A 23420-nucleotide genomic window follows, 5' to 3' on the forward strand; every position below is an offset into this window, starting at 1 on the left:
TAAATAGTTTTCTATTCTATTAATTTGGGATCACTCAAACTCACAACTGACCACTCACTACTATTCTCCGCTCGCTTTAGCTTCCCCTTCAGTTTTAAAATCGTTCCAGTCGCGGTCAAACTTTCCAAAGCCCTGGCCACGGTCGTTCCAATTACACATACGGTCGCGCATTTTGGCTTTGAATTTTTCCTGTTGCTCTGGGCTCATGTTTTTAAATCGCTCGGCCATACGGGCACGCATAAATCCACCGCCACCCCAGCCGGGGCGTCCGCCTCCTTTACCAAAGCCAAATAATAGCTTGCATAAAATAAATATGCCCATGGCCTGCCAAAAGGTAATGGTGCCCAGGTGTAAGATATCGGGCAATAAATTGTTCCACAACTGCATCACTACAAAGCTGATGAGCGACAGGAAGGCGGCAACTGCCAGCGGAATAAATATAAAACGCCCTCTATAAAATACTTTTCTCATTTTCTTATTCTTTAATTTTTTTGTGCGACCGGCTTTGTGCAGGTCATCTTTAATATTCTGTTATTTCTTTATACAATTGCTCCAAGCGTTTACGCAAATGCAGCACCGCGTACCGTTTGCGCGATACCAGGGTTTGCATTTTTTCGCCCGTGATATCGGCAATTTCCTGGAAGGACATATTCTCCAGTTCGTGCCATACAAATACGTCCTTTTGCTCGTTGGGTAGTTCGTCCAACGCAATAAATAGCTGGTCCCAAAACAGGTTGCGCAGGTATTCCGTTTCGGGGGTGCTGGTCTCGGTGAATAAAATAGCCTTAAAATCGGCTGTTTCGTCCTCCTCGTCCTCGCCGGTAAGCATATCATCCAGCAGGGTTTCCGTCTTTTTTTTATGCTTGTCGGTTATTTTATTGCGGGCAACCCGGTAAAGCCAGGCGCTGGTTTGTTCAATAGGTTCTGAATTGATCACCGAACTAAACTGATACCAGACATCCTGCAGAATGTCTTCGGCATCGGCATCGTTCTTTACCCTACGGCGAATAAAACCCAACAGGCTTTTACCATACGCTTTAATAGTATGTATAATGTGGCTGTTCTTGTCGTCGGGCATTATGGCGGTGATCAATTTTTTTTCTCCTTTAAAGATAAAGACGATTGACCTTTAAAAACATTTTAAATTATTTTAAAGAAAATGAAAGAGGGCTGCCGGAAAACTTTTTAAACCTTGAATTTTAACAAATTACTGCTCAAAAACGGGGTAAAATGGGCTCGAAATCAATTGAAAAACCCTCATTTTAACACTTTTTAACAAATTTTAACGCGATTTTGGGCCGTGTTTGAAACTTTAAAAAGTATTAAATTGCTGGCTGTCAAATAACTGCATACCAAATGGTCGGTTTTTGACCTTGTTTTGATCTTAACAAAACAGCCCGGTTTCCTTTGTGTCGGGAAACCGGGCTGTGGTATATACAAATATAACGAAAGTTCAGGAGGATGACAAGGCTTTTCTCTTGGCGTGGTATTGTTTCATAGTTCGATAATACCCATTGCTAAATATGATGAACAAAAACTTAAATGTCACAATCTGGTTTGTATTATTTGGGATTTAAATCAATCTACCATGGATTTGCAGATAATACGTGATCAAACAGCAGGATGCGAAGAAGCAATACATTTTAATAATGCCGGTGCTGCGCTCATGCCTAAACCGGTTGCCAGCGCCATCAGGGATTACATTACGGCGGAGGAACTACATGGCGGGTATGAAACCGCAGATCGTAAGAGGGAAGAGCTTGATCTTTTTTATCAATATGGCGCCCGGCTGCTCAATTGCCAAAGCCGCAATATAGCATTTACCACCAATGCCACCGAAAGTTACAACAAGGCCCTTTCCGCCATTCCGTTTAAAACCGGCGATGTTATTTTAATTACAGCAAATGATTATCCCTCTAATTACATAGCGTTTATCTCCCTCCAAAAAAGGTTTGATATTAAATTAGTGCGCGTTGAAAATACCGAAACCGGCGAAATTGATCTGGGCGACCTGGAGGAGAAGATCCGTAAATATTCCCCCCGGTTACTTTCTGTCACGCATATACCCACAAGTTCAGGATTAGTGCAACCTGTAGCCGAAATTGGGTTGATCACCCGGAAATATAATACGCTTTATTTATTGGATGCCTGTCAGTCGCTCGGGCAATTGAAAGTAGACGCCTCGTTAATTGGGGCCGATTTTATTAGCGGAACCTTCAGGAAATTTCTGCGAGGGCCAAGGGGCGCGGGTATTTTATATGTATCTGATAAAGCATTGGAGGCCGGCTTTGAACCTTTATTTATTGATTTGCATGGAGCCACCTGGGTTGAGGAAAATAAATACATCCCGAGAAATGATGCGAGGCGTTTTGAAGATTGGGAAAAAGGCTACGCGCTGATGATGGGCAGTAATGCGGCATTAAAGTATCTGCATGAAATTGGTATTGATCAAATTGAATCAAGAAATGAAATACTGATGAACAAGTTACGATCAGACCTTTCAAGAATTAATTTTGTTAAGCTGCAGGACAGAGGACAAAAACAATGCTGTATACTGACTTTTAGCTGCGATAACCGTTCGGAAAGTGAAACTAAAAAGTACTTTTCTGAAAATAATATTCACATATACACTACCCCTAAAGCAAATGCAATTATCGATTTTATGGAAAAAAAATTGGATTGGGTAGTTCGGGTTTCGCCTCATTATTATAATACCGAAAACGAAATTGAAAGGTTCATTCAGGTAGTTGAAAATTTATAATACGGAAATTTCAACGTTATGGATGACAAAACTTCTCTCCATGCGAAGAACCTCGGGTCCTTTTTAGGAGAACCTCAGGAGACGGAATTATTATTTTATAAGGTCGAACATAAAGTAACTCGGAGTAATGGCGGCTAATTTACCACCAGTTTCATCTGAAAGCGTACCATGTACAAAACCGTAACACATTGTTCCAGAGCCAGTGGTAGTCATTGAATTTATCACGGTCTGAGATACGTCGAAAACGGGACCTCCACTATATCCTCCGACACTAGGGTTTTCTAAAAGGAGAAACTCACACATCGTTTTAGAATCGGCCCTTTGCATGGTAATAAACCCACTTGATGCATATGTGCGATATGTTAGAGGAGAAAAACGCCTATCAACCCCTATACCCAAAGGAAAGCCGATTACGGTTAGTTGAACATCTCTCGACACTGCTTTTAAAGAATCTTTACTGATATAGTTAGTAGGTAAAAACTTCCCCTGGAGGAGTCCACTATTAGCTATAGATCTCTTAGGGGAGAGTTTCAATACAGCTAAATCGGCTCGCTTGTGGAACTGCCATATTGGTTTACGTCCCTATATCAAGTCGAGTAAATAAATTTTCTTTGGTATATCATTACTGCCTCCCATAATTATGTAAGAAGAAAAGTCCATAGATTTAGCCACATGAGCTGCTGTAACTATATATGCGTCCTGTTCGTTAAGGACAAACAGGCCTGTGCCAGATATGCTGGTATTTATTACGGCTCCTTTGCTATTTATTATAGTTGTGTCTTTGCGAAGATCCATTACGCATCTTACCAATGTATCTCTGCTTATTATCCCACCAGAAATTTGTGCTTCAATATTGGTATATACCAAAAAGGTTAGGCAATAGCTTAAAATAAATTTCATGTCTGTGATGGGATTAGATTAATGCTAAATATAAAGAATTAAATAGGATGAGTAGGAGATTCATAGTAGCAAAGTAGAAGGGAAGAGATGAAGTGGCTGGCCTATGGTTAGTGTCCTCCCCCTCTTTCCGCCGAAGGCGAAGAACCTCACCTAAATTCTCTCCAAAGGAGAGGACTTTACGCAGCATGTTTAGCTCCCTCTCCTTTGGAGAGGGCTGGGGTGAGGCTGTTGTTTAAATTACAAATTGTGCTTACTTTGAGCACTCCTATGAAAAATTACCCCGCCGTTAAAAAAGCCTTACCAATATTACTGCTGCCTGCACTATTATTTACCGCTACCATTGCCCGCTCTCAGGAGTTTGGGGGCAATCCACCTTCGATAAAATGGAAGCAGGTAAATACGCCGGCGGCACGTATCATTTTTCCGATAGGGATGGATTCGGCAGGGCTGAGGGTGGCGAATATCATACAGCAAATGAACGGGCTTATTAAGCCTACCATTGGTCTTAAACAAAAACAGGTAAGTATTGTGCTGCAAAACCAAACCACCATTGCCAATGGCTATGTGGGCCTGGCGCCTTTCCGCAGTGAGTTTTTTTTAACGCCCGAGCAAAACAGTTTTGACATTGGCAGCCTGCCCTGGCCGCAGCAGCTGGCCATTCACGAGTTTAGGCACGTGCAGCAGTATAATAATTTTAATGTTGGTGTTTCGCACGTGCTGCATTTCCTTTTTGGCGAAGGCGGACAGGCCCTGGGTAACGACCTATCTGTACCCAACTGGTTTTTTGAGGGCGATGCCGTATTTAACGAAACTCACGTAAGCGGGCAGGGCCGCGGGCGGCTTCCCTGGTTTTTTAACGGCTACAGGGCCCTGTGGGCGGCTGATCGCGATTATAGCTTTATGAAGCTGCGCAATGGATCATACGTTGATTTTACGCCCGATCATTACCCACTGGGCTATATGCTGGTTTCCTACGGGCGCGAAAAGTATGGCGATAACCTCTGGAAAAATGTAACACATGATGCCGCGGCTTTTAAGGGCGGCTTTTATCCTTTTCAGCGGGCCATCAATAAATACACCGGTACCGATTTTAAAACATTTACTAATAACGGGCTCGATCATTTCAAAGAGCAGTTTAAGGATGATGAAAAGCTACCCGCGGCTAAAACCAAACACTTTGATGCCGACCGTGAGTATCCTGTCTATATAAACGATAGTACGCTTATTTATATGAAAAGCTCGTATGATCATATCCCCGCTTTTGTGATCCGCACTGGCAACCGAGAACGGAAGATCAGCACCCGCTCATCATCGTTGGATAATTACTTTAATTACCATGACGGTAAGGTGGTTTATGCCACTTATCGTCCAGATGCGCGCTGGGGTTACCGCAATTACAGCGAGCTGATGATACTGGATATAGCCAGCGGCAAGGAGCACCGTATCACCCAAAAAACAAAATATTTTTCGCCCGCCTTTAGCGCCGATGGTAAACGTATCGTGGTGGCGCAGGTAGCTACTTCAGGGGCAAGTGAGCTGCATCTGTTAAATACTGATGGCCAACTGATCAAAATATTACCTAATCCGCAGAAACTCTTTTACACCTACCCGCAATTTTATGGCGACGACCAACTGGTAGCAGCAGTACGTAACCCCGAAGGTAAAATGACGCTGGCGCTGATCGATATCGCCACGGGTAGTACTAAATACCTGGTCCCATTTAGCTATCGTCCCATTGGTTTCACTACCGTTAAAAATGACGACGTATACTTTACCCAGACCGAGGACGTGAACGACCGCCTGTTTGTGCTGAAACTGAAGGATAACCAGTGCTTTGAATTACTGCCCACTGGTCATGATACGGGTATAGGTTATTACCAACCCGCTGTGGCCGATCATAAACTGGCTTGGGTTGGTTTTACCGCTTTTGGCTACCAGATTAACGAGGTGAACAAGAAAGATCTGAAATGGATAGATGCCGGTCCGCAGTATGTACGACATTTGCCAAACATGGGTATCAGCGCGCTTGGCCGAGACTCATCTGCGGATATGCTAACCGAGGTGGTAGATAAACCTTTGCCGGTTGTACCATATTCCAAGGGACATGGTTTATTTAATTTCCATAGCATTATCCCCAACATCAGCGACCCAAACTATTCCTTTGCCATTACCGGCGAAAACGTGCTGAATACATTTCAGTCGCAGATCTCTTTTGATTATAACCGTAACGAGGGTTACAAGCAGTTTGGCTTTGAGGCGATCTATGGCGCTTTGTACCCCTATATATCTGCCGGGGTTGATTATACGCTTGACCGCCGCCAGTTTTACAAAGGCAACTACGTGTACTGGAACGAAACATCCATACATGGCGGGCTCGAAGTACCACTTAACTTCAGCGCGGGCAAACATTCTACCTGGCTTACCTTTGGCAGCGATCTGTACTATAACCAAACGCGTTTTCAGCAGGGAAATGCAGTAAGATTTAAAGACAGGGACTACGCCTATCTCAACAATTATATATCTTTTAGCAACCAGGGCTTGGTGGCTAAACAGAATATATATCCCATGCTGGCTCAAAGCATCAGCCTAAATTATAAGGCCGGTGTATCTGGCGGGGCGGCTACGCAATTGCTGGCGCAGGGTTCGTTCTATTTCCCGGGACTGGCTACCAATCATAGCCTGGTGATCAATGTGGCCCATCAGCAAAAAGGAAAAAATAACGTGATCGGTTTCTCGAACGATTTCCCCTTTAGCAAGGGCTATACCGCCGAAAGCCTGGACGATATGAACAAGGTGGGCCTCAACTATCATTTCCCCTTTGCTTATCCCGATGCTGGTTTTGGCAACATCATATACCTGCTTCGCTTAAGAGGGCAACTGTTTTTTGATTATACCCGGGCCACTTCCGACAACTTTTTTACCAACGGAGCCAGCTTTAAACAAAACTTCCGGTCGACGGGGGCAGCCGTGTTTTTTGATACCAAGTTCTTTAATCAGAACAGCATCTCGTTCGGTATCAGGTACAGTAGGTTGTTAGATGAGGACTTTTTTGGGGGCACTGGCCGGAATAGGATAGAGTTGGTATTGCCGGTGACGTTTTTTTAGGGAGTGATTTATTGATTGTGTTTTTTATCCCAACGTGTCATTGTACGAAGCGATTTCCGATTTACAGGTCTGCCAGCGCTGTTCGAAGTCTCTGACTTCGAACCACTATGCCTGCAGTCTGAAGACTACCAGCATAATCGTCTGAAGTCAGAGACTTCAGACAGCGAGAGCCGCTCTGTATAGCATAGAAGATTGCTTCGTGCCTCGCAATGACTTGAGTTATTAAACTCGCCTTACTTAATATCATTCACTACGCTAAGAAAACATCCACGGCATTCCAAAAGGGCCGATTTTCGATTGTTTAAATAAGTCAATATCTTCTTGTCCTTATCTGTTATTTTGGTTCCTGCTTTTTTTAGCATCCTGAAGCCAAGCACACCATAAGCCTGTCTTTCGCAAGAAATACTTACCAACATTGACCGAAGTTCGTTTATCCGTTTTTGTTTTACTAACTGCTCAATGTTTTTATATTCATTTGTTTTGTCAGCAGCCTCTCCACAAAAAAGAGCATACACCTCGGCAGTATTTAATTCATTTTTTAAATCATCAATGGTTTTTGTCGACCCATAAAATGCATTTCTTAATTTAAGATATTTTATAGCCTGTAGCGTATCAATTTTAGGATGATTTGTACGTTTGTTATATTTATTCTCCTCATCGCTCAGAAATGGAGCATAACCATATAAAATCGAAGCAAAGCAAAGGGTATCATGCTGACTGAGTAAGCTTAAATGATAGGAATATTGCCCGTTAAGGGTAATGTTTATGCGTTGTTGGGTATAGCCAAAATCAACATCCCGGTCAAATTCTATTTTTATGCTGCTGTTGCCGGGTTCGCGGGTTTTTACAATGCTGTCAATCCTGGTATAAAACTGTTTGTAGGATGTTTCTTTATTGGCGACAGCTTCGAACTTGCGATAGAAAGACGTATAAATGTTAGACTGGCTAAAGGCTTCGGAAAAAGCCATTAGCATCAGCAGGATAAATATTAATCTTTTATACATGGTCATTAACTATGTTGCCCTCTCGTCAAGTGACGCTATGCTCAGGCCACGGTTCTATGAATCAAATATATCGAATTTTTACATCAGCCGGAGGCGGGTATTGCCGGTTACGTTTTTTTAATGAGTGAATTAGTGATTGGGGGGTGCTGAGAAAAAAGCCGGGGCCCGCGCGATTCCTTCCTTGGGGAAAGGGAGGAAGGGTTTTCATCAGCTGGCTAAACCCCTCCCTGCCTTTACGCTTGTGCCAGCCGCGCCCCTCCCGTGGGGAGGGAACTAAAAAGAACAGCGCAGCTATAGTAGTTTTATCTTATATTCTTGATTCTATTCCTCAGCTATTAGCCAATTCTACCAGCTTCCTTACCCGGTCAACACTGGTGAGGTCGATGCTGTATTCATCACCGGGTTCGTTGCTCATGAGGATGTGGTCGTTTTTGTATTGCATTTTGCTTTGTACGTTGATGCGGGCCGATGAATGTACTTCGGTTACGCCGGTAAAATGTACCAGGTCGGCAACGTTGGCTTCGCTTACGCCGCTGCCCGGCATAATGCTGATGCGGCCCGCGGCTTTTTGCACCAGGTGATTGATCACGGTAGCGCCTTCCATGGCGGTGCTTTTGCCGCCCGAGGTTAGGATGCGCTCGCAGCCCATTTCGATGATCTCTTCCAGCGCTTTGTCCTGATCGGCACACATATCAAACGCACGGTGAAAGGTAACACCCAGTCCCCATTGGCGGGCCAGGCGTGCCATTTCCAGGCAGCGTTCGGTATCAATGGAACCATCGGGGTTCAGCATACCTATCACCACTCCATCACAACCAGCATCGATACAATACCTGATATCGGCCATCATGATCTTGTACTCCAGATCGGAATACAGAAAGTCGCCACCACGCGGACGGATCAATACATATAATTTAATGTGCAGTAAGCTGCGGGCCATTAGTATTTGCCCATGCGAGGGAGTAGTACCACCTTCTTTTAAATTTTCGCACAATTCCACCCGTACGGCCCCACCTTCCTGGGCTGCCAGTGCCGATGTTACCGAATTGGCGCAAACTTCAAGATTAACGGGTTTAATCATAGTTGGTTAAGATTATCGTTAGTCGTTAGTTTATAGGTTTATGGTTTTTTGAGTTCATAGATCATGGTTCATAGATCATAGTTCATAGAGTACTCCTGACCGGCTTAAATTTACTATAATCCATGAACTACGGATAAATTTTCCTACCATGAACCATCAACTATGAACCATGATCTATCAAATTAATAAAAGCTTTTGCCCTTAATGAGCAGATCCTGCTGCTGCGCGTTGCAAACCGCAAAGGAAAAGCCGCTTTGTATGGCGTAAGCGCCGTATTCGCCTTTTTTGTTGATGGCTAAAAAGCCTACCTGGATCTGTTTGGCGGTTTCAGGTTTCTTTTTGATGATACGACGAACAGCTTCCTTGCAGGCGTCCTCGGGCGAATAACCCTGGCGCATCAGTTCAACCACCAAAAAGCTGCCCACATTGCGGATCACCTCTTCGCCCACACCAGTTGATGTGGCGCCGCCTACTTCATTATCCACATATAAACCGGCGCCAATGATAGGACTATCACCCACACGGCCATGCAGTTTAAAGGCCATGCCACTGGTGGTGCAACCGCCGGATATATTGCCTTTGGCATCAATAGCCAGCATGCCGATGGTATCGTGGTTATATTTATTTCCTGGCTTCTGACCGTTTTCAATATTCATTACCGGGGCATATTTGGCTGTTTTAAGCCATTCTTTCCAAAGCTTTTCAGACTCTGGTGTCAACAGTTTTTCTTTTTTCATGCCCTGTTCAACCGCAAACTGGGTGGCGCCTTCGCCTACAAGCATCACATGCGGGGTTTTTTCCATCACCAGTCGGGCTACCGAAATAGGGTGGGCTATGTTTTCCATAGCAGCTACCGAGCCGCAGTTGCCGTTCTCATCCATAATGCAGGAATCGAGCGTAACATGACCATCACGGTCCGGCAGGCCTGTACGACCAACGGTATGACTGCTGATATCTTCTGCTTCGGGTATGCGTGCACCAGCTTCAATGGCATCCAGCGCGCGGCCACCGGTTGAGAGTACCTTCCATGCGCCTTTATTGGCAATGATGCCAAAATCCCAGGTGGATATGACGATGGGCAAAGTGGTGTCGGTGGTTGACGAAATAGCTTTGGCTACAGCAGAGTTGGATAATGCGGCAAGCGAAGCGCCCGCGGCTGATATTTTGATGAACTTACGGCGGTTATACATGCTGCTAATATATAAAAAACAGCCATAAGTTAGCCTCACCTAAATCCTCTCCAAAGGAGAGGACTTTGCTTTACATGTTATTTATTTCAATTTGTTTTTTTACTCCCTCTCCTTTGGAGAGGGTTGGGGTGAGGCTTCATTCAAAATCCTGCGAACAGTTAAAACAATGCCAGGCTTTGGTATTGTAAAACGGGAAAACAGCCGAAAGAAAAGTCGAGAACTTACCCGGATCTGCCGGACCGATATTGGTAGAGGCGCAAAAAGGACAGATGATCGCATTATTGGTTTCCTCATCAATTTCTATATGGTCCTGCTCGTGCAGGTCGCCCTCGGTGGCCAGTATTTCGCGGCTGCGCTCCAGGTCGCGTTCAAATATTTTGAGTTTAACACCTCCAACAGCCTGGTTGTATAGCGGGTTTGCACCAATGGTATTTTCGTCGGCAATAAAGCAGGGTATGCCATTATCTTCCAGCTTGGTGCGCATAATATGTGCCAGCATTACATCATAATAGGTCTCGAGGGTTATGATCTTATCTTCAATAGGGTTGGCCATTTGTAATTTGGGATTTCGGATGTTCGATTTGGGATTTGTTTTTATTTTGGATTTTGAATGTTCGATTAAGTATGAATTTTCTAAATCCGAAATCGAACATCTGAAATCCGAAATAATTCATCAAAGGTAGCTTGTTTTTTGCTTAATTTGAAGTTATGAACCGCATCGACCGTATTTCGGCAATTTTGATACAGCTCCAATCGCGCAGGGTAGTAAAAGCTTCTGACATTGCCGAGCGTTTTAATATCAGCTTGCGTACGGTTTACCGCGATGTAAAAACGCTGGAAGAAGCAGGCATCCCTCTCATGGGCGAGGCCGGTGTAGGGTATTCGATTATGGACGGTTACCGTTTGCCCCCTGTAATGTTTACCCGCGAGGAAGCCACCGCCTTTTTAACCGCCGAAAAGTTTGTGGAAAAAATGACGGATACCAGTACCATGAAACATCATCAGTCGGCCATGTATAAGGTGCGTGCCATCCTTAAGACTGCCGAAAAGGATATCCTGGAAAATCTGGACGGCAGTATTGAGGTGTTGAAAAACAGGTATCATAAGCCGGCAGCCAATACCGACCACATCCAGACCATACTGGACAGTATCGCCCAAAAAAAACTGTTAACACTCGACTACTTTGCCGCGCACAGCCAGGAGGCCACCAAAAGGGATGTAGAGCCGGTTGGTATTTTTTTTGCGGATGGTTACTGGCATTTAATAGCCTTTTGCCGTTTACGTAACGATTACCGCGACTTTAGGATAGATAGGATGCGCAAGGCAGTAATAGCCGATGCTTCTTACAATCACAGCAAACATCCTACCCTTAAAGCTTATATTGAACAAACCGCCAAAGAAAAGCAGCTGGAAACGGTGCTGATCCGGGTGGATAAAGAGATAGCCCGCCATTTGGATTACCAGAAATATTATAGCGGTTTTGTATCCGACAAAGTGGTGGGCAATAAGATCGAGATGACCTTTTTAACCCGGTCCATAGAAGGTTTTGCCCGCTGGTTTATGATGTACGGTGATTGTGCCGAAATTGTGAAACCCCAGGAACTCATCGATCAGGTTAAAACCATAGCCGCGGCCATCGTTCAAAAAAATAATTAAACGTTACTTCTTCCTGCTGACATAAGGTTGTCATTCCCCCGTATTTACTTTGCTTAACCATTACAAACAAATGCGTTAAAGTCTTTAGTCAAAAGCCTTAAGTTCTGAGTTAAAAAGAACAAATCAGGCTGATGACTTCATGACTTAGTACACATGCTTTAATGGTCGTGTTTTTGTGACTTTTTACAAGAAGCATAAAATCACTAACTCACTAAATCAATAATTCACTAATTGAGATATGAAGTACTGGATAACTGTAGCATCAAAAGATCATATAGCCCGTGGCATAGCCGGCGGCTTTATGCAGGCCAATCATGGTAAACAGGCCGCCTTAAAAAAGGTGCATGTTGGTGATTGGGTACTCTTTTATTCGCCAAAACAAAGTATGAACGGAACTGAACCTTGCAAGGCCTTTACAGCCATTGGGCAGGCCGTTGGCGAGGAGATCTATCAGCATAAAATGACTGAGGATTTTATACCCTGGCGCCGCAACATCCAATTTTACGAAAGTACCGAAGCGCCTATCATTCCCCTGGTTGATGAGCTCGACTTTATTATCAACAAAAAATCATGGGGTTACCCTTTCCGTTTTGGCTTCCAGGAAATAGGCGAAAAAGACTTTGAACTGATCAAAAAACAAATGATAACAGGGGATGCTTGTCCTAAGTTCCCTTCAAAGGAGAGAACTTTAAGCGCATAGTTTTGAAACCTCTATAAACCATCAATAAACTGCATTATGAAAAATCTAACATTAACCACCGAATTAAAATTTAAAGCGCCTGCAGCTAAAGTTTGGCAAGGTCTAACTGATCCCGAAATGGTAAAGGCCTACTTTTTTGGTACCAAATTGGAATCGAGCTGGAGGGTAGGGGAGCCCATTGTTTTCAGCGGCGAATGGGATGGCAAAGCTTACCGCGATCATGGTACCATACTGGAGATCGACCCCGGCAGATATGTGAAATATAATTACTGGAGCAGCATGAGTGGCACTGAAGATAAGCCCGAAAACTATGCCAACATTACCTACAGTTTGAGCGAAAGTAATGGTGTAACTACGCTCACCATTACACAGGATAATATCAAAGATGAGGCTGCCAAAGAACATTCAGAACAAAACTGGCACGGCGTTTTTGACAGATTGAGAAAAATGATCGAGTAATTATTGTATTAAATAAATAATTTATATAAGTGTTATAAAAAATTGATATAAAATTAATTATATATCAATATAACAAATTGTGATAACTTCAATTATGGATAAGATAGATGTAATAGGGTTCTTTTTGTTAGGGATCTCCACACGTACCACCAACCAAAATGGGCAAGCGGCTAAAGATATCGGCGACCTATGGTGCCGCTTTATGGACGATAACATTTTACCGCAGATCGAAAACAGGGTAAGCGATGAAGTGCATTGCATTTACACCGATTATGAAACAGACCATACGGGACCGTATACCGCTGTGTTGGGCTGCAAAGTGAATTCGCTGGATAACATTCCGGAGGGTTTGGTTAGTTTGGCAATAGCGCCCGGCACTTATGTGAAATTTACGGCCAAAAGCTGGCTGCCTGACCGGGTGGCCGAAACCTGGCAATACATCTGGAACAGTAATCTTAACCGCAAATACACCGCCGATTTTGACGTATATGGCTGCAGTGGCTGCAACCCGGAAGATGCCCGGGTAGAGATCTATGTAGCGGTGGAGTAGGTTACCGATACTTAACCCATCATGTCATTGCAATGACATGGGTTATATGACGTGCTTTTGAGGTTATTCCCTCTCCAGAAAATTCTGTATTTTAAAAGTATGAATTTTATTAATGATTAAAATCCAAACGTTTGCCGGCTTTACCTTCAGTTAAACTTCCGTTAGCATAGGCTACATTACCCGATACCAAAGTATAGGCGATTTTTGAGCGGAAGGTGGTTCCTTCAAAAGGGCTCCAACCGCAGTGGTATAAGATATTGCTTTTGTTCACGTTCCAGGGTTTATTCAAATTCACCAGCACCAGGTCGGCCCAGTAGCCTTCGCGAATGTAGCCGCGCTTGTCTATCCGGAAAAGGGTGGCTACGTTATGTGCCATTTTTTCGACTATCTGTTCAAGCGTTATTTTGCCATGGTGATACAGCTCCAGCATGGCGGGCAGTGCGTGCTGAACCAATGGTCCGCCGGATGGTGCCTGCAGGTAAGGCTGCTCTTTTTCTTCCAGTGTATGCGGAGCATGATCGGTAGCGATCACATCGATGCGGCCATCCAGCACAGCCTGTAAAACAGCTTCGCGGTCCTGTGCGGTTTTTACGGCCGGATTCCACTTGATAAAATTGCCTTTGGTTTCGTAATCAGCATCGCTAAACCATAGGTGGTGTATGCATGCCTCGGCAGTAACGCGCTTGTCTTTCAATGGAACCTTATTGGTAAAAAGATGCGTTTCCAGCGCGGTAGATATGTGCAGGATATGCAGCCTGGTATTATGCTTTTTGGCCAGTTCCACTGCTAAGGACGATGACAGGTAGCAGGCCTCGGCGCTCCTGATCTTGGGGTGCAGCTTCACTGGCAGGTTTTCGCCCAGCAGTTGTTTGTAATGGTTCAGGTTGCTTTTGATGGTGGCCTCGTCCTCACAATGCACGGCTATCAGCATAGGCGATTGCGCAAACAAGTTATCCAGTGTACGCGGATTATCCACCAGCATATTCCCGGTTGATGAGCCCATGAATACTTTTACACCGCAAACGTTGGCTGCATCTGTACGCAGCACTTCTTCCAGGTTATCGTTTGATGCACCCATGAAAAAAGAATAGTTTGCCAGTGAGTTGCGTGAGGCTATCTCATATTTATCTTCCAGTAATTGTTGCGTTAAAGTGTTAGGCACAGTATTGGGCATTTCCATAAACGAGGTGATACCCCCGGCCACAGCGGCGCGCGATTCGGAATGGATATTGGCCTTGTGCGTTAAGCCTGGCTCGCGAAAGTGCACCTGGTCGTCAATACAGCCGGGCAGCAGGTGCAGGCCTTCGGCGTTGATCACCTCATCGGCAGGGGTATCAATATTTGAATCTATCCGTTCAATAAAACCATCTTTTACCAGGATATCAGTTACATATTGCCGGCCTTCGTTTACTACAGTTGCTGATTTGATGAGGATTGTTGACATAAAGCAAAGATAGTTGTTTGAGTTTTAAAGTCTGAAAATGTTGTAAATGACAGAACGGTGGCAATAGTGCTGCAATTTTTTTGGTAAGTCTGATTATAAATGATCGTGTGTTTTTTTGTATTAAATTATTCATTTATAATTGCTTATGATACTATTTTTATTTAGATTTATTGCACCTAAATCATTGTCATGTTTGCTAATTTTTCTATTGAAAAAACCTTCAATTCAATCGGTTTTAGTCATTTCAAGTACATCCTATTGTTTTTGTTTTTTATAGGAAATTCAGTTTCTGCAAAACAGCTCACATCTAAAACTGATACAATCTTTATAAAAAAATCGACAACACCATTTGATAGTTTGCATTTAGTTAATAGACAGATCGCTATTATAAATGATAAACCCTATGACGAACTTAACAAGAGTAAAAGCTATAACGGAGCGATTTTTAGAAAAGGGGTAATATTTTCTAATTCTAAATTTAAGAATGGAATACCATGTCAATCTTCACAGCCTATATATTTAGCGAAATCCCTATTTGTAAAACCAGTTAATTTAGACAGCTCAAAGTTTTTAAATATAGCCGACTTTAATATGTCGGATTTTGCAGATACAATAAGTTTTGTTGGTGCAAGGTTTGATTCAACAGCAATATTTTCAAATTGCATTTTTAGGGGATTTGCGAATTTTACGCGAGTTAATTTTTCTAAAATGCTTTTTTTTAACTTCTTGAATTTAAAGGAAAAAGCAACGTTTAGTTTCTACCAGTCTGAATTGCCTGACCTATTGGATTTATCCCGTAATCCATTAATAACCAATAAAATTGACCTTACCACATGTAATTTCGATCATAATAAACAATATGAATACTCCAGTCGTAAATGGCATTACATTAATCTTTACGCATCAGACATTTCCAAAATAAAGATTGACTATGTACATTTTCGCTTATGCTTTTATAAAAATTTTTATTTGCCCGATAAAAAACTTGTTTTTGATAAAAATCATAAAGATGTTTTAATTATTGAGAAGGATACTATTGCGAATAAAAGCATCTTGTATCACAACTCATATTTTAAAGCTTATATCAAAAAGGTTTTTCCTCAAAGTGACCTTTTTTCTGATGAATCATTTTTAGGTACTATTTTTTCTTTTCTCAAATTTAAAGGTAATCCGGTTATTGATGAATTTGTTAATGAATGCTATCGTCGACGTAGATTTCCTCAATCATTATCTGATGAAGAAATTTATTCGATTTATGAAAAAGAATTGAAAGTTTTTGATACTGAAGGGCAAAGAACGAGTTATAGAAACATGGATATAGAGTACAAAAATCTTAATAATGACTTCAAAATAATTACACATGTATGGAATTGTTATGGATATCATAAAGAATGGGTTATTTATTGGATGCTCCTTTTTCTTTTAGTTTTTACAATAATTACTTTTTTTAAATTAAAAACCCTCATCTCCGCTTTCGATATGCCCGTTTTGTTTTTAGAAAAGAAACGGAAAAAGGAGGCGCCCGTAATAATTGTTACGGAGGAAACAGTTAATAGTTTGAATTTGGCTGATAAGCTATTATATGCCTTTGTTTTCACAGCTTCCATCTTTTTCCCTTTTAAATTTGAGTTTAGCAGCTTGAAGTGGAATACTTGGTGGGTAATCTATTTATTTATCATTTATCTTTCCGGCATTTTTTGTATTGGCTATTTGGCCGCATTTATTCTTCAAAAATGATATTTATGATTAAATAAACAATCAGGCATATTTGATTGATGCCAAAGGCTTTTTGAACGGCTTCTTATATCTTTCCTCAAAAGCTTATCTTTGCGGCATGGCTGTAACTTTTGAAGAATTTAATTTTAACCGGCAAATATTGAACGCGATAGCTGATGCCGGTTATACCGAAGCTACGCCCATACAGCAAAAGGCCATCCCCCCGATACTGAACGGGCAGGATGTGATGGGTATTGCGCAAACCGGCACCGGTAAAACGGCGGCCTATGTGTTGCCCATCCTCATGAAACTCAAATATGCCCAGGGCGAAAATCCGAGGGCGCTGATCATTTCGCCAACGCGCGAACTGGCTATGCAGATTGAGGAGAACGTAAAAACATTTGCCGCGAATACCGATTTGCGTGTTGTAGTACTTTACGGCGGATTGGGTCCTAAAACGCAAATAGAGCAGATCAATAAAGGGGTCGACATTATTGTAGCCACCCCCGGCCGCTTTATGGATGTTTACCTGGCCGGGCACATCGTAACCAAAACCCTACAGGTGCTGGTATTGGATGAAGCCGATAAAATGATGGACATGGGCTTTATGCCCCAGATAAACCGCATACTGGAAGTGGTGCCGGTGAAAAGACAAAACCTGCTTTTTTCGGCTACCATGAGCGATAAGATCCACGAACTGTCCAATAACTTCCTGGAGTATCCAACCATAATTGAGGTAACACCGCAGGCTACCCCGGCGCAAACGGTAAACCAGCATTTATACCATGTGCCCAATAACAAAACCAAGATCAACCTGCTCAAAAAGCTGCTTGACCTGGAAGGTGACATCACCAAGCTCATCATATTCTGCAAAACCCGTATCGCTGCCGAAGACGTGTACAAGTTTTTACTACGCAAATACGGCGAAAATGGTGTTCGGGTGCTGCATGCCAACAAAGGGCAAAATACCCGTATCAACTCCATTAATTCATTTAAGAACGATGAGGTGAAGATCCTGGTGGCGACCGACGTGGCATCGCGCGGTATTGATGTGAGTGATGTAAGCCATGTGATCAACTTTGATGTACCGGTGGTAATTGAAGATTATGTGCACCGCATCGGACGTACAGGCAGGGCTTTGCAATCGGGTGAGGCTATTACCTTTTGCGGTCCGGCAGAGGAGTATTATTTAAAAAAGATCGAAAAACTCATCAAACAAAGCATTCCCGTATCGGCCATACCCGATGATGTGTTTTTGGAGGAAACCGGTTACGATGAAAGGCAGGAGCAGAACAAGGAGATCGACATGCAGAAACGCAGGGAAGATCCCGACTTTAAAGGGGCCTTTCACGAAAAGAAAACGCTTAACCAGCGCAAAAAGTTCGATGCCACCAGGGATAAGGCCCGTTACGGCAAAGTAGGTAAAAAAAATCCGAATAGTAAATCATCCAGAAAAAAACGATAATTTAAATGTGCAGATATGCAGATTTCAGATGTGCAGATGAAGCCATTAAAAGATTTTTCACCGACTAATAAAAAAATCACTAATTCAATAAATCACTAATTCACTAATTAAATTGAAGCTTCGCATCACCCCTTTAAATTTCGCTACTACTTTTTTTATTGTGGCGGCGGTTTATATCTGGATCTACGGCGCCCACATCGCGGGAAGGCCGCTGGAAACCTGGAGCACCACCATTGGCTGGATATTTTTACTGTTTGCGGCGGTGGTGTTTTTTCTGGACCTGATATTCCGTAACTTTTTTGCCGAGCTAAAAAAACTATGGATAATAGAACTGTGTTTTATAGCCCTGGTAACCGTTATATTTTTATTGGTTAAATAATTAAAGTCGCAGAATTAGACTCACCCGGTCTGCGCTGCGCTGGACCACCCTCTCTTTGCCTGCGGCGGAAAGAGGATAAAGAAAGAAAAAAGAAGCCCCTCTATGCGCGAAGCGGAGTGAGGGGTGACAAGCGCAGCGATGTCGGGGTGAGTCGATAAGAGGTTTTGGGGAGGCCAAAATAATTACAAACCCATTATATGCCCTTTGTTTAAAAATTAAGATACTTGCGACCTCAAATAATTACTTATAAAAACATTAATCAATACCCCCTATGTGATTTTTTTTACAGAGGAGGATAAAATCACTAATTCACTAACTTAATAATTCACTAATTATTTTCGGATGAAAACTGCTGAAATAAAGCTGACCATCAGCCTTGATGATAACAATGTACCGGAAAGCATCCTGTGGGAATCGACAGATTCGCAAAACAAAGAGGCCCTGCCTGTAAAGTCAATGATGCTGGCCCTGTGGGATCAAAGCTATAAAAATACCCTGCGTATTGACCTGTGGACAAAGGATATGCCCGTTGATGAGATGAAACGCTTTTTTTATGAAACCCTTCAAACCATGGGCGACAGTTTTTTACGCGCCACCGGCGAAAAAAACATCGTAGAAGACCTGCGCGACTATTGCGCCCACTTTGCCGATAAAATGGAAATAAAACAATAATTTAGTGAGTGGTGAATTGGTGAGTAGTGAGTGGTGAATAGTGAGAGAAAAGTGTAAAATGCTATCTCCACTAAAGTTGATAACCATTCACCAATACTAATTTCACTACTACTATTATACAATTGCTATTCACCACTCACCAATTCACTACTCACCAACATGCGTATCAGTTCTATTTTATCGTTTCTGGGTTTTGTGCTGCTTTTTGCGGGTACCTATTGCCCTTTGCTGCGGCCGCTTGGCTTGTTTAACTGGAATGTTTATCAGCTTAATCAACCGTATGGTTTGGTGCTGGCGTTGGTAGCTGTGGTTGGCGTTGCCGCGTCGTTTTTAAACCAGCCAAAAATTATAAAGGCAGCTTCCTGGATGGCCCTGGCTTTGGTGATACTTCTGTTACTGGCTTCTATATTCAAAGTGCAAACCGCCTTTAGTTTTATCCCTTTTAAAAAACTCGATGCCTACTTAACCCGGCATGTGCGGTTTAAATGGGGCTGGTATGTGCTGTTCTCGGGAGTAATATTGGCCATAGCAGGCGCGTTAAGCAGCAAACCTAAAACGTACATTAAACCAGCTCCGGTTGCCAAAGATGCGGGGGAATTAGAATAAGAAATTAGAGTCAGGAATCGTAATAAATTAGAATCAAGAACCAAGAGTCAAGAATTAAGAAAAGCAATAATCTTGGTTCCGCGGTTTTGATTTAAGTTAGGGAAGACGTATTTAAGCAACCGGCGTTTTTAGTCTTGACTCTTGATTCTTAACTCTTGGTTCTACTATCAAGGCTCTTGATTCTGAATCCCCTCAATTAACTATTCCTTAAATGTTTATTGTCCTTTTAAATAGTAAAAAGGTTTTTTTTAAACATATTTGTAATATAAACAAAAGGTCTGCATGTTAAAGTTTTCTTTCCGCCAGCAGGTTTTAGCCGGCTTTGTAGTATCCATTATTCTGGTTTTAGTAGTTGGGGTGTTATCATACAACAGCATCCATCAGTTTGAGGAGGATAATAAATGGGTTGACCACACCCAGAAAGTTATCCGCACATCAACAAATTTGTTGCAGTTGATGATAGATGCCGAAACCGGTATGCGTGGCTACAGCGCCACAGGGAATAAAAAATTCCTCGAGCCATATAATGACGCGTTGCCCAGGGTCGACGGCGATCTGCAGGAATTAAAGAGAATGGTTACAGATAACCCTACCCAGGTTAAGCGGGTCGATTCCTTAGTGTCATCAGTATCTGAACAGCTTCGTATTTTAAAAGAAAATATTGAAGTACGTGAAAGCAAGGGACTTGATTACATGGTGCAAAACCAGATGTTTACCAATGGGAAAGCGAGCATGGATGAGATACGCCAGCTCAATACCCACATTATTGATGCGGAAAATAGTTTATTGGCTGCACGTAAACTCAGTTCAGAAACGGCTTCCACTACCGCTATCCGGGTTATTGTGGGTGGTTCATTTATATTCCTGGTCATTATCCTGATACTATTCTTTTACATACAACGCACTTTTGATCGGCAGAAAAAAATAGAGGCCGAAATTAAGGTGACCAATACCGAACTGGGTAAAGTATTGGCCGAAAACGAAGCCAAAAACTGGCTGCTTACCGGCACCGGGCAGCTGAACGAAAAAATGCAGGGCCAGCAAAGCGAAAAGGAACTATCCGGAAATATACTCACCGAAGTTTGTACTTATACCAAGGCCTCCGCGGGCACGCTATATCTGTATAACGAAACACATCATCGCCTGGAGTTATACGCTTCGTACGCTTTTCACAATCCTGAGTTTATTAAGAAAAATATTCAGTTAGCCGAAGGATGGCTTGGGCAGGTAGCTGCGGATCAAAAAGCCGCGGTTGTTAAAGGCAAGCTGAATGAAAAGTTCGACCTCGAATCGTCGCTGATCAAAGAAACTTTAACCGAAAACTTTATTGTCCCTTTCTTTTTTGATAAAAAATTAAAAGGTGTACTGGAAGTAGCTTACGCCGGCGAGCTAACACCCAACAATAACGATTACATAGTGGCAGTAGCTAATGATATTGGTATTGCAGTGAACACCGCTCAGGCCCGTACCATTATGCATGACCTGTTTGAAGAAACCCAGCAACAGGCTGAAGAGCTGGAAGCACAACAGGAAGAAATGCGCGTTACCAACGAAGAGTTGGTGAACAAAACAGAAATGTTGCAGGCATCGGAAGAGGAGTTGCGCGTACAGCAGGAAGAGTTACGCACCATTAACGCCGAACTGGAAGAAAAGGCCAGCCTGCTGGAAGAAAAGAACGAAGCTATTGAACAGGCCCGCGCCGCCATCAATCTTAAGGTTGATGAACTGGAAGTAACGGGTAAGTATAAATCGGAGTTTTTGGCCAATATGAGCCATGAGCTTCGCACACCGCTGAATAGCATCCTGGTATTGGCCCGGATATTAAAAGATAACAAGCCGGCCAATCTTTCCGAAGATCAGGTAAAATATGCCAGCGTAATATTTAACGCTGGTAACGATCTGCTTACGCTGATCAACGATATCCTGGATCTGTCGAAAATTGAGTCAGGCAAACTGGATATGCAAAATGAGGATATTAAAGTATCCGATATTTTGAACGATATGGAAATGCTGTTTGCCGAGGTGGCAAGCAACAAAAAGATCAACTACAGCACCCACCTTGCCAAAAGCTTGCCGAAAACCATATTTACCGATAAGGTACGTGTAGAACAGGTGATCAAAAACCTGCTTTCCAACGCGTTTAAATTTACCCCTGAAAACGGCTCCATAACTATTACCGCAAAGCCGGGTGCAAAAGAAGGTACGGTAAGCTTTGCCATTAAAGATTCGGGTATTGGTATTCCTGTCGAAAAGCAGCGTATCATATTTGAGGCATTTCAACAGGCCGACGGCTCAACCAGTCGCAAGTATGGCGGTACAGGTTTAGGCCTCTCTATAAGTCGCGAACTGGCCATGCTGCTTGGCGGCAGCATCAGTTTGAGCAGCGAACAGGGGGTAGGCAGCGAATTTGTGCTCACCATACCATTGAAGGCTATACAGGCGGCACCACATGAAGAAGAGATATTACCAACGGCGCAAACCTTTAAAACCGAGAGCCCAGTTTTAGCTCAAGTAGCCAAAACAGCTATTGACAGCGGCCGCGAACCATTGGTAGTGATTGTGGAAGATGATAAGAACTTTGCCCACATACTGCAGGATTATGCCCGCGATCATGGCTATAAATCGGTGATGGTTCATGAGGGAACTGCAGCTGTTGAAACCGTGAAAGAACACATGCCCGATGCTGTGATATTGGATATTATGCTGCCAGGCAAAGATGGCTGGCATATATTGAAGGAACTGAAGAACAACGAGTCAACCATGCACATACCCGTGCATTTGATGTCGGCGGGTGATGCCGCCGCAAACCGGGTACGGCGTGAAGGTGCTATCAGCTTCCTGAAAAAGCCAATCAGTACCGAAACACTGGATAAGCTTTTTGCCGATATCATGCTGCAGAGTGGCACCAAATTCAAACAGATATTATTGGTTGAAGATCATAAGGCCCAAAGCCAGGCTTTGAAAGATATGATGCAGGGCCAGGGTATTACGGTTGACCAGGCATTTGATGGCGAATCGGCCTTCAGGATGCTGCATGAAAACGAATACCAATGCGTGATCCTGGATCTCAACCTGCCTGATATTTCCGGGCTCGACCTGCTGGACAAGATCAAGGAGGTGGATCGTTTCGCATCACTCCCGGTAATTGTGAACACGGCCATGGAGCTCGACAAGGCATCCGTTAACCGTTTGATGCAGTATGCCAACGCCATGGTGGTAAAAACCAACAAATCGGCTGATAGGCTGATTGACGAAGTAAACCTGTTTCTGAATAAGATCAGCGAATCAAACAGCGCCCAGTATGATCAGCAGCCTGCGTTTACTAAAGTAAAACTACCTTCGAAAGGTAAAAGCGCCCTGAAAGGGAAAAAGGTGCTTATTGTGGACGATGATATGCGCAATATTTTCGCGTTGAGCAGCGCCCTGCAAAGTTATGACCTGGTAGTGGAGATAGCCAATGATGGCGAAGAAGCCATTGCCAAATTGGAGGAAGTACCTGACATTAACATTGTATTGATGGACATCATGATGCCTAAGATGGATGGGTATGAAGCCACCAGGTATATACGCAAGCAAAACAAATGGGCCAAGCTGCCTGTAATAGCTTTAACCGCAAAAGCAATGAAAGACGACCGGGAAAAGTGTATAGCTGCCGGCGCTAATGATTATATTACCAAACCGGTTGATATGGATAGGCTTATTTCATTGATGCAGTTGTGGTTGGAGAGTTGA

At 43.1% G+C, this 23420-nt stretch carries 20 protein-coding genes; 12 read left to right on the forward strand and 8 right to left on the reverse strand.

Annotation, left to right across the window (positions count from 1 at the left end; genetic code table 11):
- Window positions 1-60 precede the first annotated feature (60 nt).
- Together ACNURT_RS10955 and ACNURT_RS10960 are read right to left on the reverse strand one after the other, a co-directional pair.
- Entirely contained in the window at window positions 61-471 is a 411-nt protein-coding gene (locus ACNURT_RS10955) for a hypothetical protein (RefSeq protein ID WP_419701780.1), read from the reverse strand.
- Window positions 472-520: 49 nt separating this feature from the next.
- Window positions 521-1093, reverse strand: coding sequence for an RNA polymerase sigma factor (locus ACNURT_RS10960; protein WP_419701781.1), 573 nt, complete (start codon window positions 1091-1093; stop codon window positions 521-523).
- 495 nt (window positions 1094-1588) lie between these two features.
- Between ACNURT_RS10960 and ACNURT_RS10965 the strand changes: the two genes are divergently transcribed.
- Entirely contained in the window at window positions 1589-2761 is a 1173-nt protein-coding gene (locus ACNURT_RS10965) for an aminotransferase class V-fold PLP-dependent enzyme (protein WP_419701782.1), read from the forward strand.
- A 582-nt stretch (window positions 2762-3343) separates the two neighbouring features.
- Here the strand turns inward: ACNURT_RS10965 and ACNURT_RS10970 are convergent.
- Window positions 3344-3661 carry a hypothetical protein gene (locus ACNURT_RS10970; RefSeq protein WP_419701783.1) on the reverse strand — a complete coding sequence of 106 codons (318 nt, stop codon included), beginning with the start codon at window positions 3659-3661 and terminating at the stop codon, window positions 3344-3346.
- A 267-nt stretch (window positions 3662-3928) separates the two neighbouring features.
- On the opposite strand from ACNURT_RS10970, the gene ACNURT_RS10975 reads away from it, so the two are divergent.
- On the forward strand, window positions 3929-6766 hold the full coding sequence (locus ACNURT_RS10975; protein ID WP_419701784.1) for a TolB family protein: 2838 nt from the start codon (window positions 3929-3931) through the stop codon (window positions 6764-6766).
- Window positions 6767-6999: 233 nt separating this feature from the next.
- Here the strand turns inward: ACNURT_RS10975 and ACNURT_RS10980 are convergent, their stop codons facing one another.
- The 4 genes from ACNURT_RS10980 to ACNURT_RS10995 form a co-directional block, all read right to left on the reverse strand.
- Entirely contained in the window at window positions 7000-7770 is a 771-nt protein-coding gene (locus ACNURT_RS10980) for a hypothetical protein (RefSeq protein WP_419701785.1), read from the reverse strand.
- A gap of 328 nt (window positions 7771-8098) precedes the next feature.
- Window positions 8099-8851: a copper homeostasis protein CutC gene (locus tag ACNURT_RS10985; protein WP_419701786.1), complete on the reverse strand. Its 753-nt coding sequence runs from the start codon at window positions 8849-8851 to the stop codon at window positions 8099-8101.
- 182 nt (window positions 8852-9033) lie between these two features.
- On the reverse strand, window positions 9034-10041 hold the full coding sequence (locus ACNURT_RS10990; protein WP_370998176.1) for a N(4)-(beta-N-acetylglucosaminyl)-L-asparaginase: 1008 nt from the start codon (window positions 10039-10041) through the stop codon (window positions 9034-9036).
- 136 nt (window positions 10042-10177) lie between these two features.
- Window positions 10178-10594: a DUF2007 domain-containing protein gene (locus ACNURT_RS10995; protein ID WP_419701787.1), complete on the reverse strand. Its 417-nt coding sequence runs from the start codon at window positions 10592-10594 to the stop codon at window positions 10178-10180.
- A 155-nt stretch (window positions 10595-10749) separates the two neighbouring features.
- Here ACNURT_RS10995 and ACNURT_RS11000 point away from each other — a divergent pair, with 155 nt between their 5' ends.
- From ACNURT_RS11000 to ACNURT_RS11015, 4 genes are all read left to right on the forward strand, one after another.
- Window positions 10750-11697, forward strand: a complete 948-nt coding sequence (locus ACNURT_RS11000) for a helix-turn-helix transcriptional regulator (protein ID WP_370998174.1) — start codon at window positions 10750-10752, stop codon at window positions 11695-11697.
- 238 nt (window positions 11698-11935) lie between these two features.
- Window positions 11936-12397, forward strand: coding sequence for an EVE domain-containing protein (locus tag ACNURT_RS11005; RefSeq protein ID WP_419701788.1), 462 nt, complete (start codon window positions 11936-11938; stop codon window positions 12395-12397).
- 36 nt (window positions 12398-12433) lie between these two features.
- Window positions 12434-12856 (forward strand): SRPBCC family protein, encoded by a 423-nt coding sequence (locus ACNURT_RS11010; protein ID WP_419701789.1) that lies wholly within the window; start codon window positions 12434-12436, stop codon window positions 12854-12856.
- Between the two features lie 79 nt (window positions 12857-12935).
- A complete protein-coding gene (locus tag ACNURT_RS11015; protein WP_419701790.1) occupies window positions 12936-13406 on the forward strand; it encodes a GyrI-like domain-containing protein in 471 nt (156 codons plus the stop codon).
- A gap of 109 nt (window positions 13407-13515) precedes the next feature.
- Here ACNURT_RS11015 and ACNURT_RS11020 read toward each other — a convergent pair whose 3' ends face one another.
- Window positions 13516-14850, reverse strand: coding sequence for a dihydroorotase (locus ACNURT_RS11020; protein WP_419701791.1), 1335 nt, complete (start codon window positions 14848-14850; stop codon window positions 13516-13518).
- A gap of 189 nt (window positions 14851-15039) precedes the next feature.
- Here ACNURT_RS11020 and ACNURT_RS11025 point away from each other — a divergent pair, with 189 nt between their 5' ends.
- The 6 genes from ACNURT_RS11025 (at window position 15040) to ACNURT_RS11050 (ending at window position 23420) form a co-directional block, all read left to right on the forward strand.
- The gene (locus tag ACNURT_RS11025; protein WP_419701792.1) at window positions 15040-16587 is read left to right on the forward strand and encodes a pentapeptide repeat-containing protein; all 1548 of its coding nucleotides are present in this window, start codon (window positions 15040-15042) and stop codon (window positions 16585-16587) included.
- Between the two features lie 97 nt (window positions 16588-16684).
- Entirely contained in the window at window positions 16685-18031 is a 1347-nt protein-coding gene (locus tag ACNURT_RS11030; RefSeq protein ID WP_419701793.1) for a DEAD/DEAH box helicase, read from the forward strand.
- A gap of 112 nt (window positions 18032-18143) precedes the next feature.
- Window positions 18144-18410: a hypothetical protein gene (locus tag ACNURT_RS11035; RefSeq protein ID WP_419701794.1), complete on the forward strand. Its 267-nt coding sequence runs from the start codon at window positions 18144-18146 to the stop codon at window positions 18408-18410.
- Window positions 18411-18752: 342 nt separating this feature from the next.
- Window positions 18753-19082 carry a gliding motility protein GldC gene (gldC, locus tag ACNURT_RS11040; protein WP_370998167.1) on the forward strand — a complete coding sequence of 110 codons (330 nt, stop codon included), beginning with the start codon at window positions 18753-18755 and terminating at the stop codon, window positions 19080-19082.
- Window positions 19083-19241: 159 nt separating this feature from the next.
- Complete coding sequence (locus tag ACNURT_RS11045; protein WP_419701795.1) at window positions 19242-19688, forward strand: hypothetical protein; 447 nt, start codon at window positions 19242-19244, stop codon at window positions 19686-19688.
- Between the two features lie 282 nt (window positions 19689-19970).
- A complete protein-coding gene (locus ACNURT_RS11050) occupies window positions 19971-23420 on the forward strand; it encodes a response regulator (protein ID WP_419701796.1) in 3450 nt (1149 codons plus the stop codon).

It is taken from the genome of Mucilaginibacter sp. NFX135 (genome assembly GCF_048565145.1).
Taxonomy (GTDB): domain Bacteria; phylum Bacteroidota; class Bacteroidia; order Sphingobacteriales; family Sphingobacteriaceae; genus Mucilaginibacter.

Coding starts and splice junctions, on each gene's coding strand:
- ACNURT_RS11005 (WP_419701788.1), top strand. CDS start 11,936: ATGAAGTACTGGATAACTGTAGCATCAAAAGATCATATAGCCCGTGGC.
- ACNURT_RS10985 (WP_419701786.1), bottom strand. CDS start 8,851: ATGATTAAACCCGTTAATCTTGAAGTTTGCGCCAATTCGGTAACATCG.
- ACNURT_RS11045 (WP_419701795.1), top strand. CDS start 19,242: ATGCGTATCAGTTCTATTTTATCGTTTCTGGGTTTTGTGCTGCTTTTT.
- ACNURT_RS11010 (WP_419701789.1), top strand. CDS start 12,434: ATGAAAAATCTAACATTAACCACCGAATTAAAATTTAAAGCGCCTGCA.
- ACNURT_RS10990 (WP_370998176.1), bottom strand. CDS start 10,041: ATGTATAACCGCCGTAAGTTCATCAAAATATCAGCCGCGGGCGCTTCG.
- ACNURT_RS10965 (WP_419701782.1), top strand. CDS start 1,589: ATGGATTTGCAGATAATACGTGATCAAACAGCAGGATGCGAAGAAGCA.
- ACNURT_RS11030 (WP_419701793.1), top strand. CDS start 16,685: ATGGCTGTAACTTTTGAAGAATTTAATTTTAACCGGCAAATATTGAAC.
- ACNURT_RS10995 (WP_419701787.1), bottom strand. CDS start 10,594: ATGGCCAACCCTATTGAAGATAAGATCATAACCCTCGAGACCTATTAT.
- ACNURT_RS11020 (WP_419701791.1), bottom strand. CDS start 14,850: ATGTCAACAATCCTCATCAAATCAGCAACTGTAGTAAACGAAGGCCGG.
- ACNURT_RS11000 (WP_370998174.1), top strand. CDS start 10,750: ATGAACCGCATCGACCGTATTTCGGCAATTTTGATACAGCTCCAATCG.
- ACNURT_RS11050 (WP_419701796.1), top strand. CDS start 19,971: ATGTTAAAGTTTTCTTTCCGCCAGCAGGTTTTAGCCGGCTTTGTAGTA.
- ACNURT_RS10975 (WP_419701784.1), top strand. CDS start 3,929: ATGAAAAATTACCCCGCCGTTAAAAAAGCCTTACCAATATTACTGCTG.
- ACNURT_RS10980 (WP_419701785.1), bottom strand. CDS start 7,770: ATGTATAAAAGATTAATATTTATCCTGCTGATGCTAATGGCTTTTTCC.
- ACNURT_RS11025 (WP_419701792.1), top strand. CDS start 15,040: ATGTTTGCTAATTTTTCTATTGAAAAAACCTTCAATTCAATCGGTTTT.
- gldC (WP_370998167.1), top strand. CDS start 18,753: ATGAAAACTGCTGAAATAAAGCTGACCATCAGCCTTGATGATAACAAT.
- ACNURT_RS10970 (WP_419701783.1), bottom strand. CDS start 3,661: ATGAAATTTATTTTAAGCTATTGCCTAACCTTTTTGGTATATACCAAT.
- ACNURT_RS10955 (WP_419701780.1), bottom strand. CDS start 471: ATGAGAAAAGTATTTTATAGAGGGCGTTTTATATTTATTCCGCTGGCA.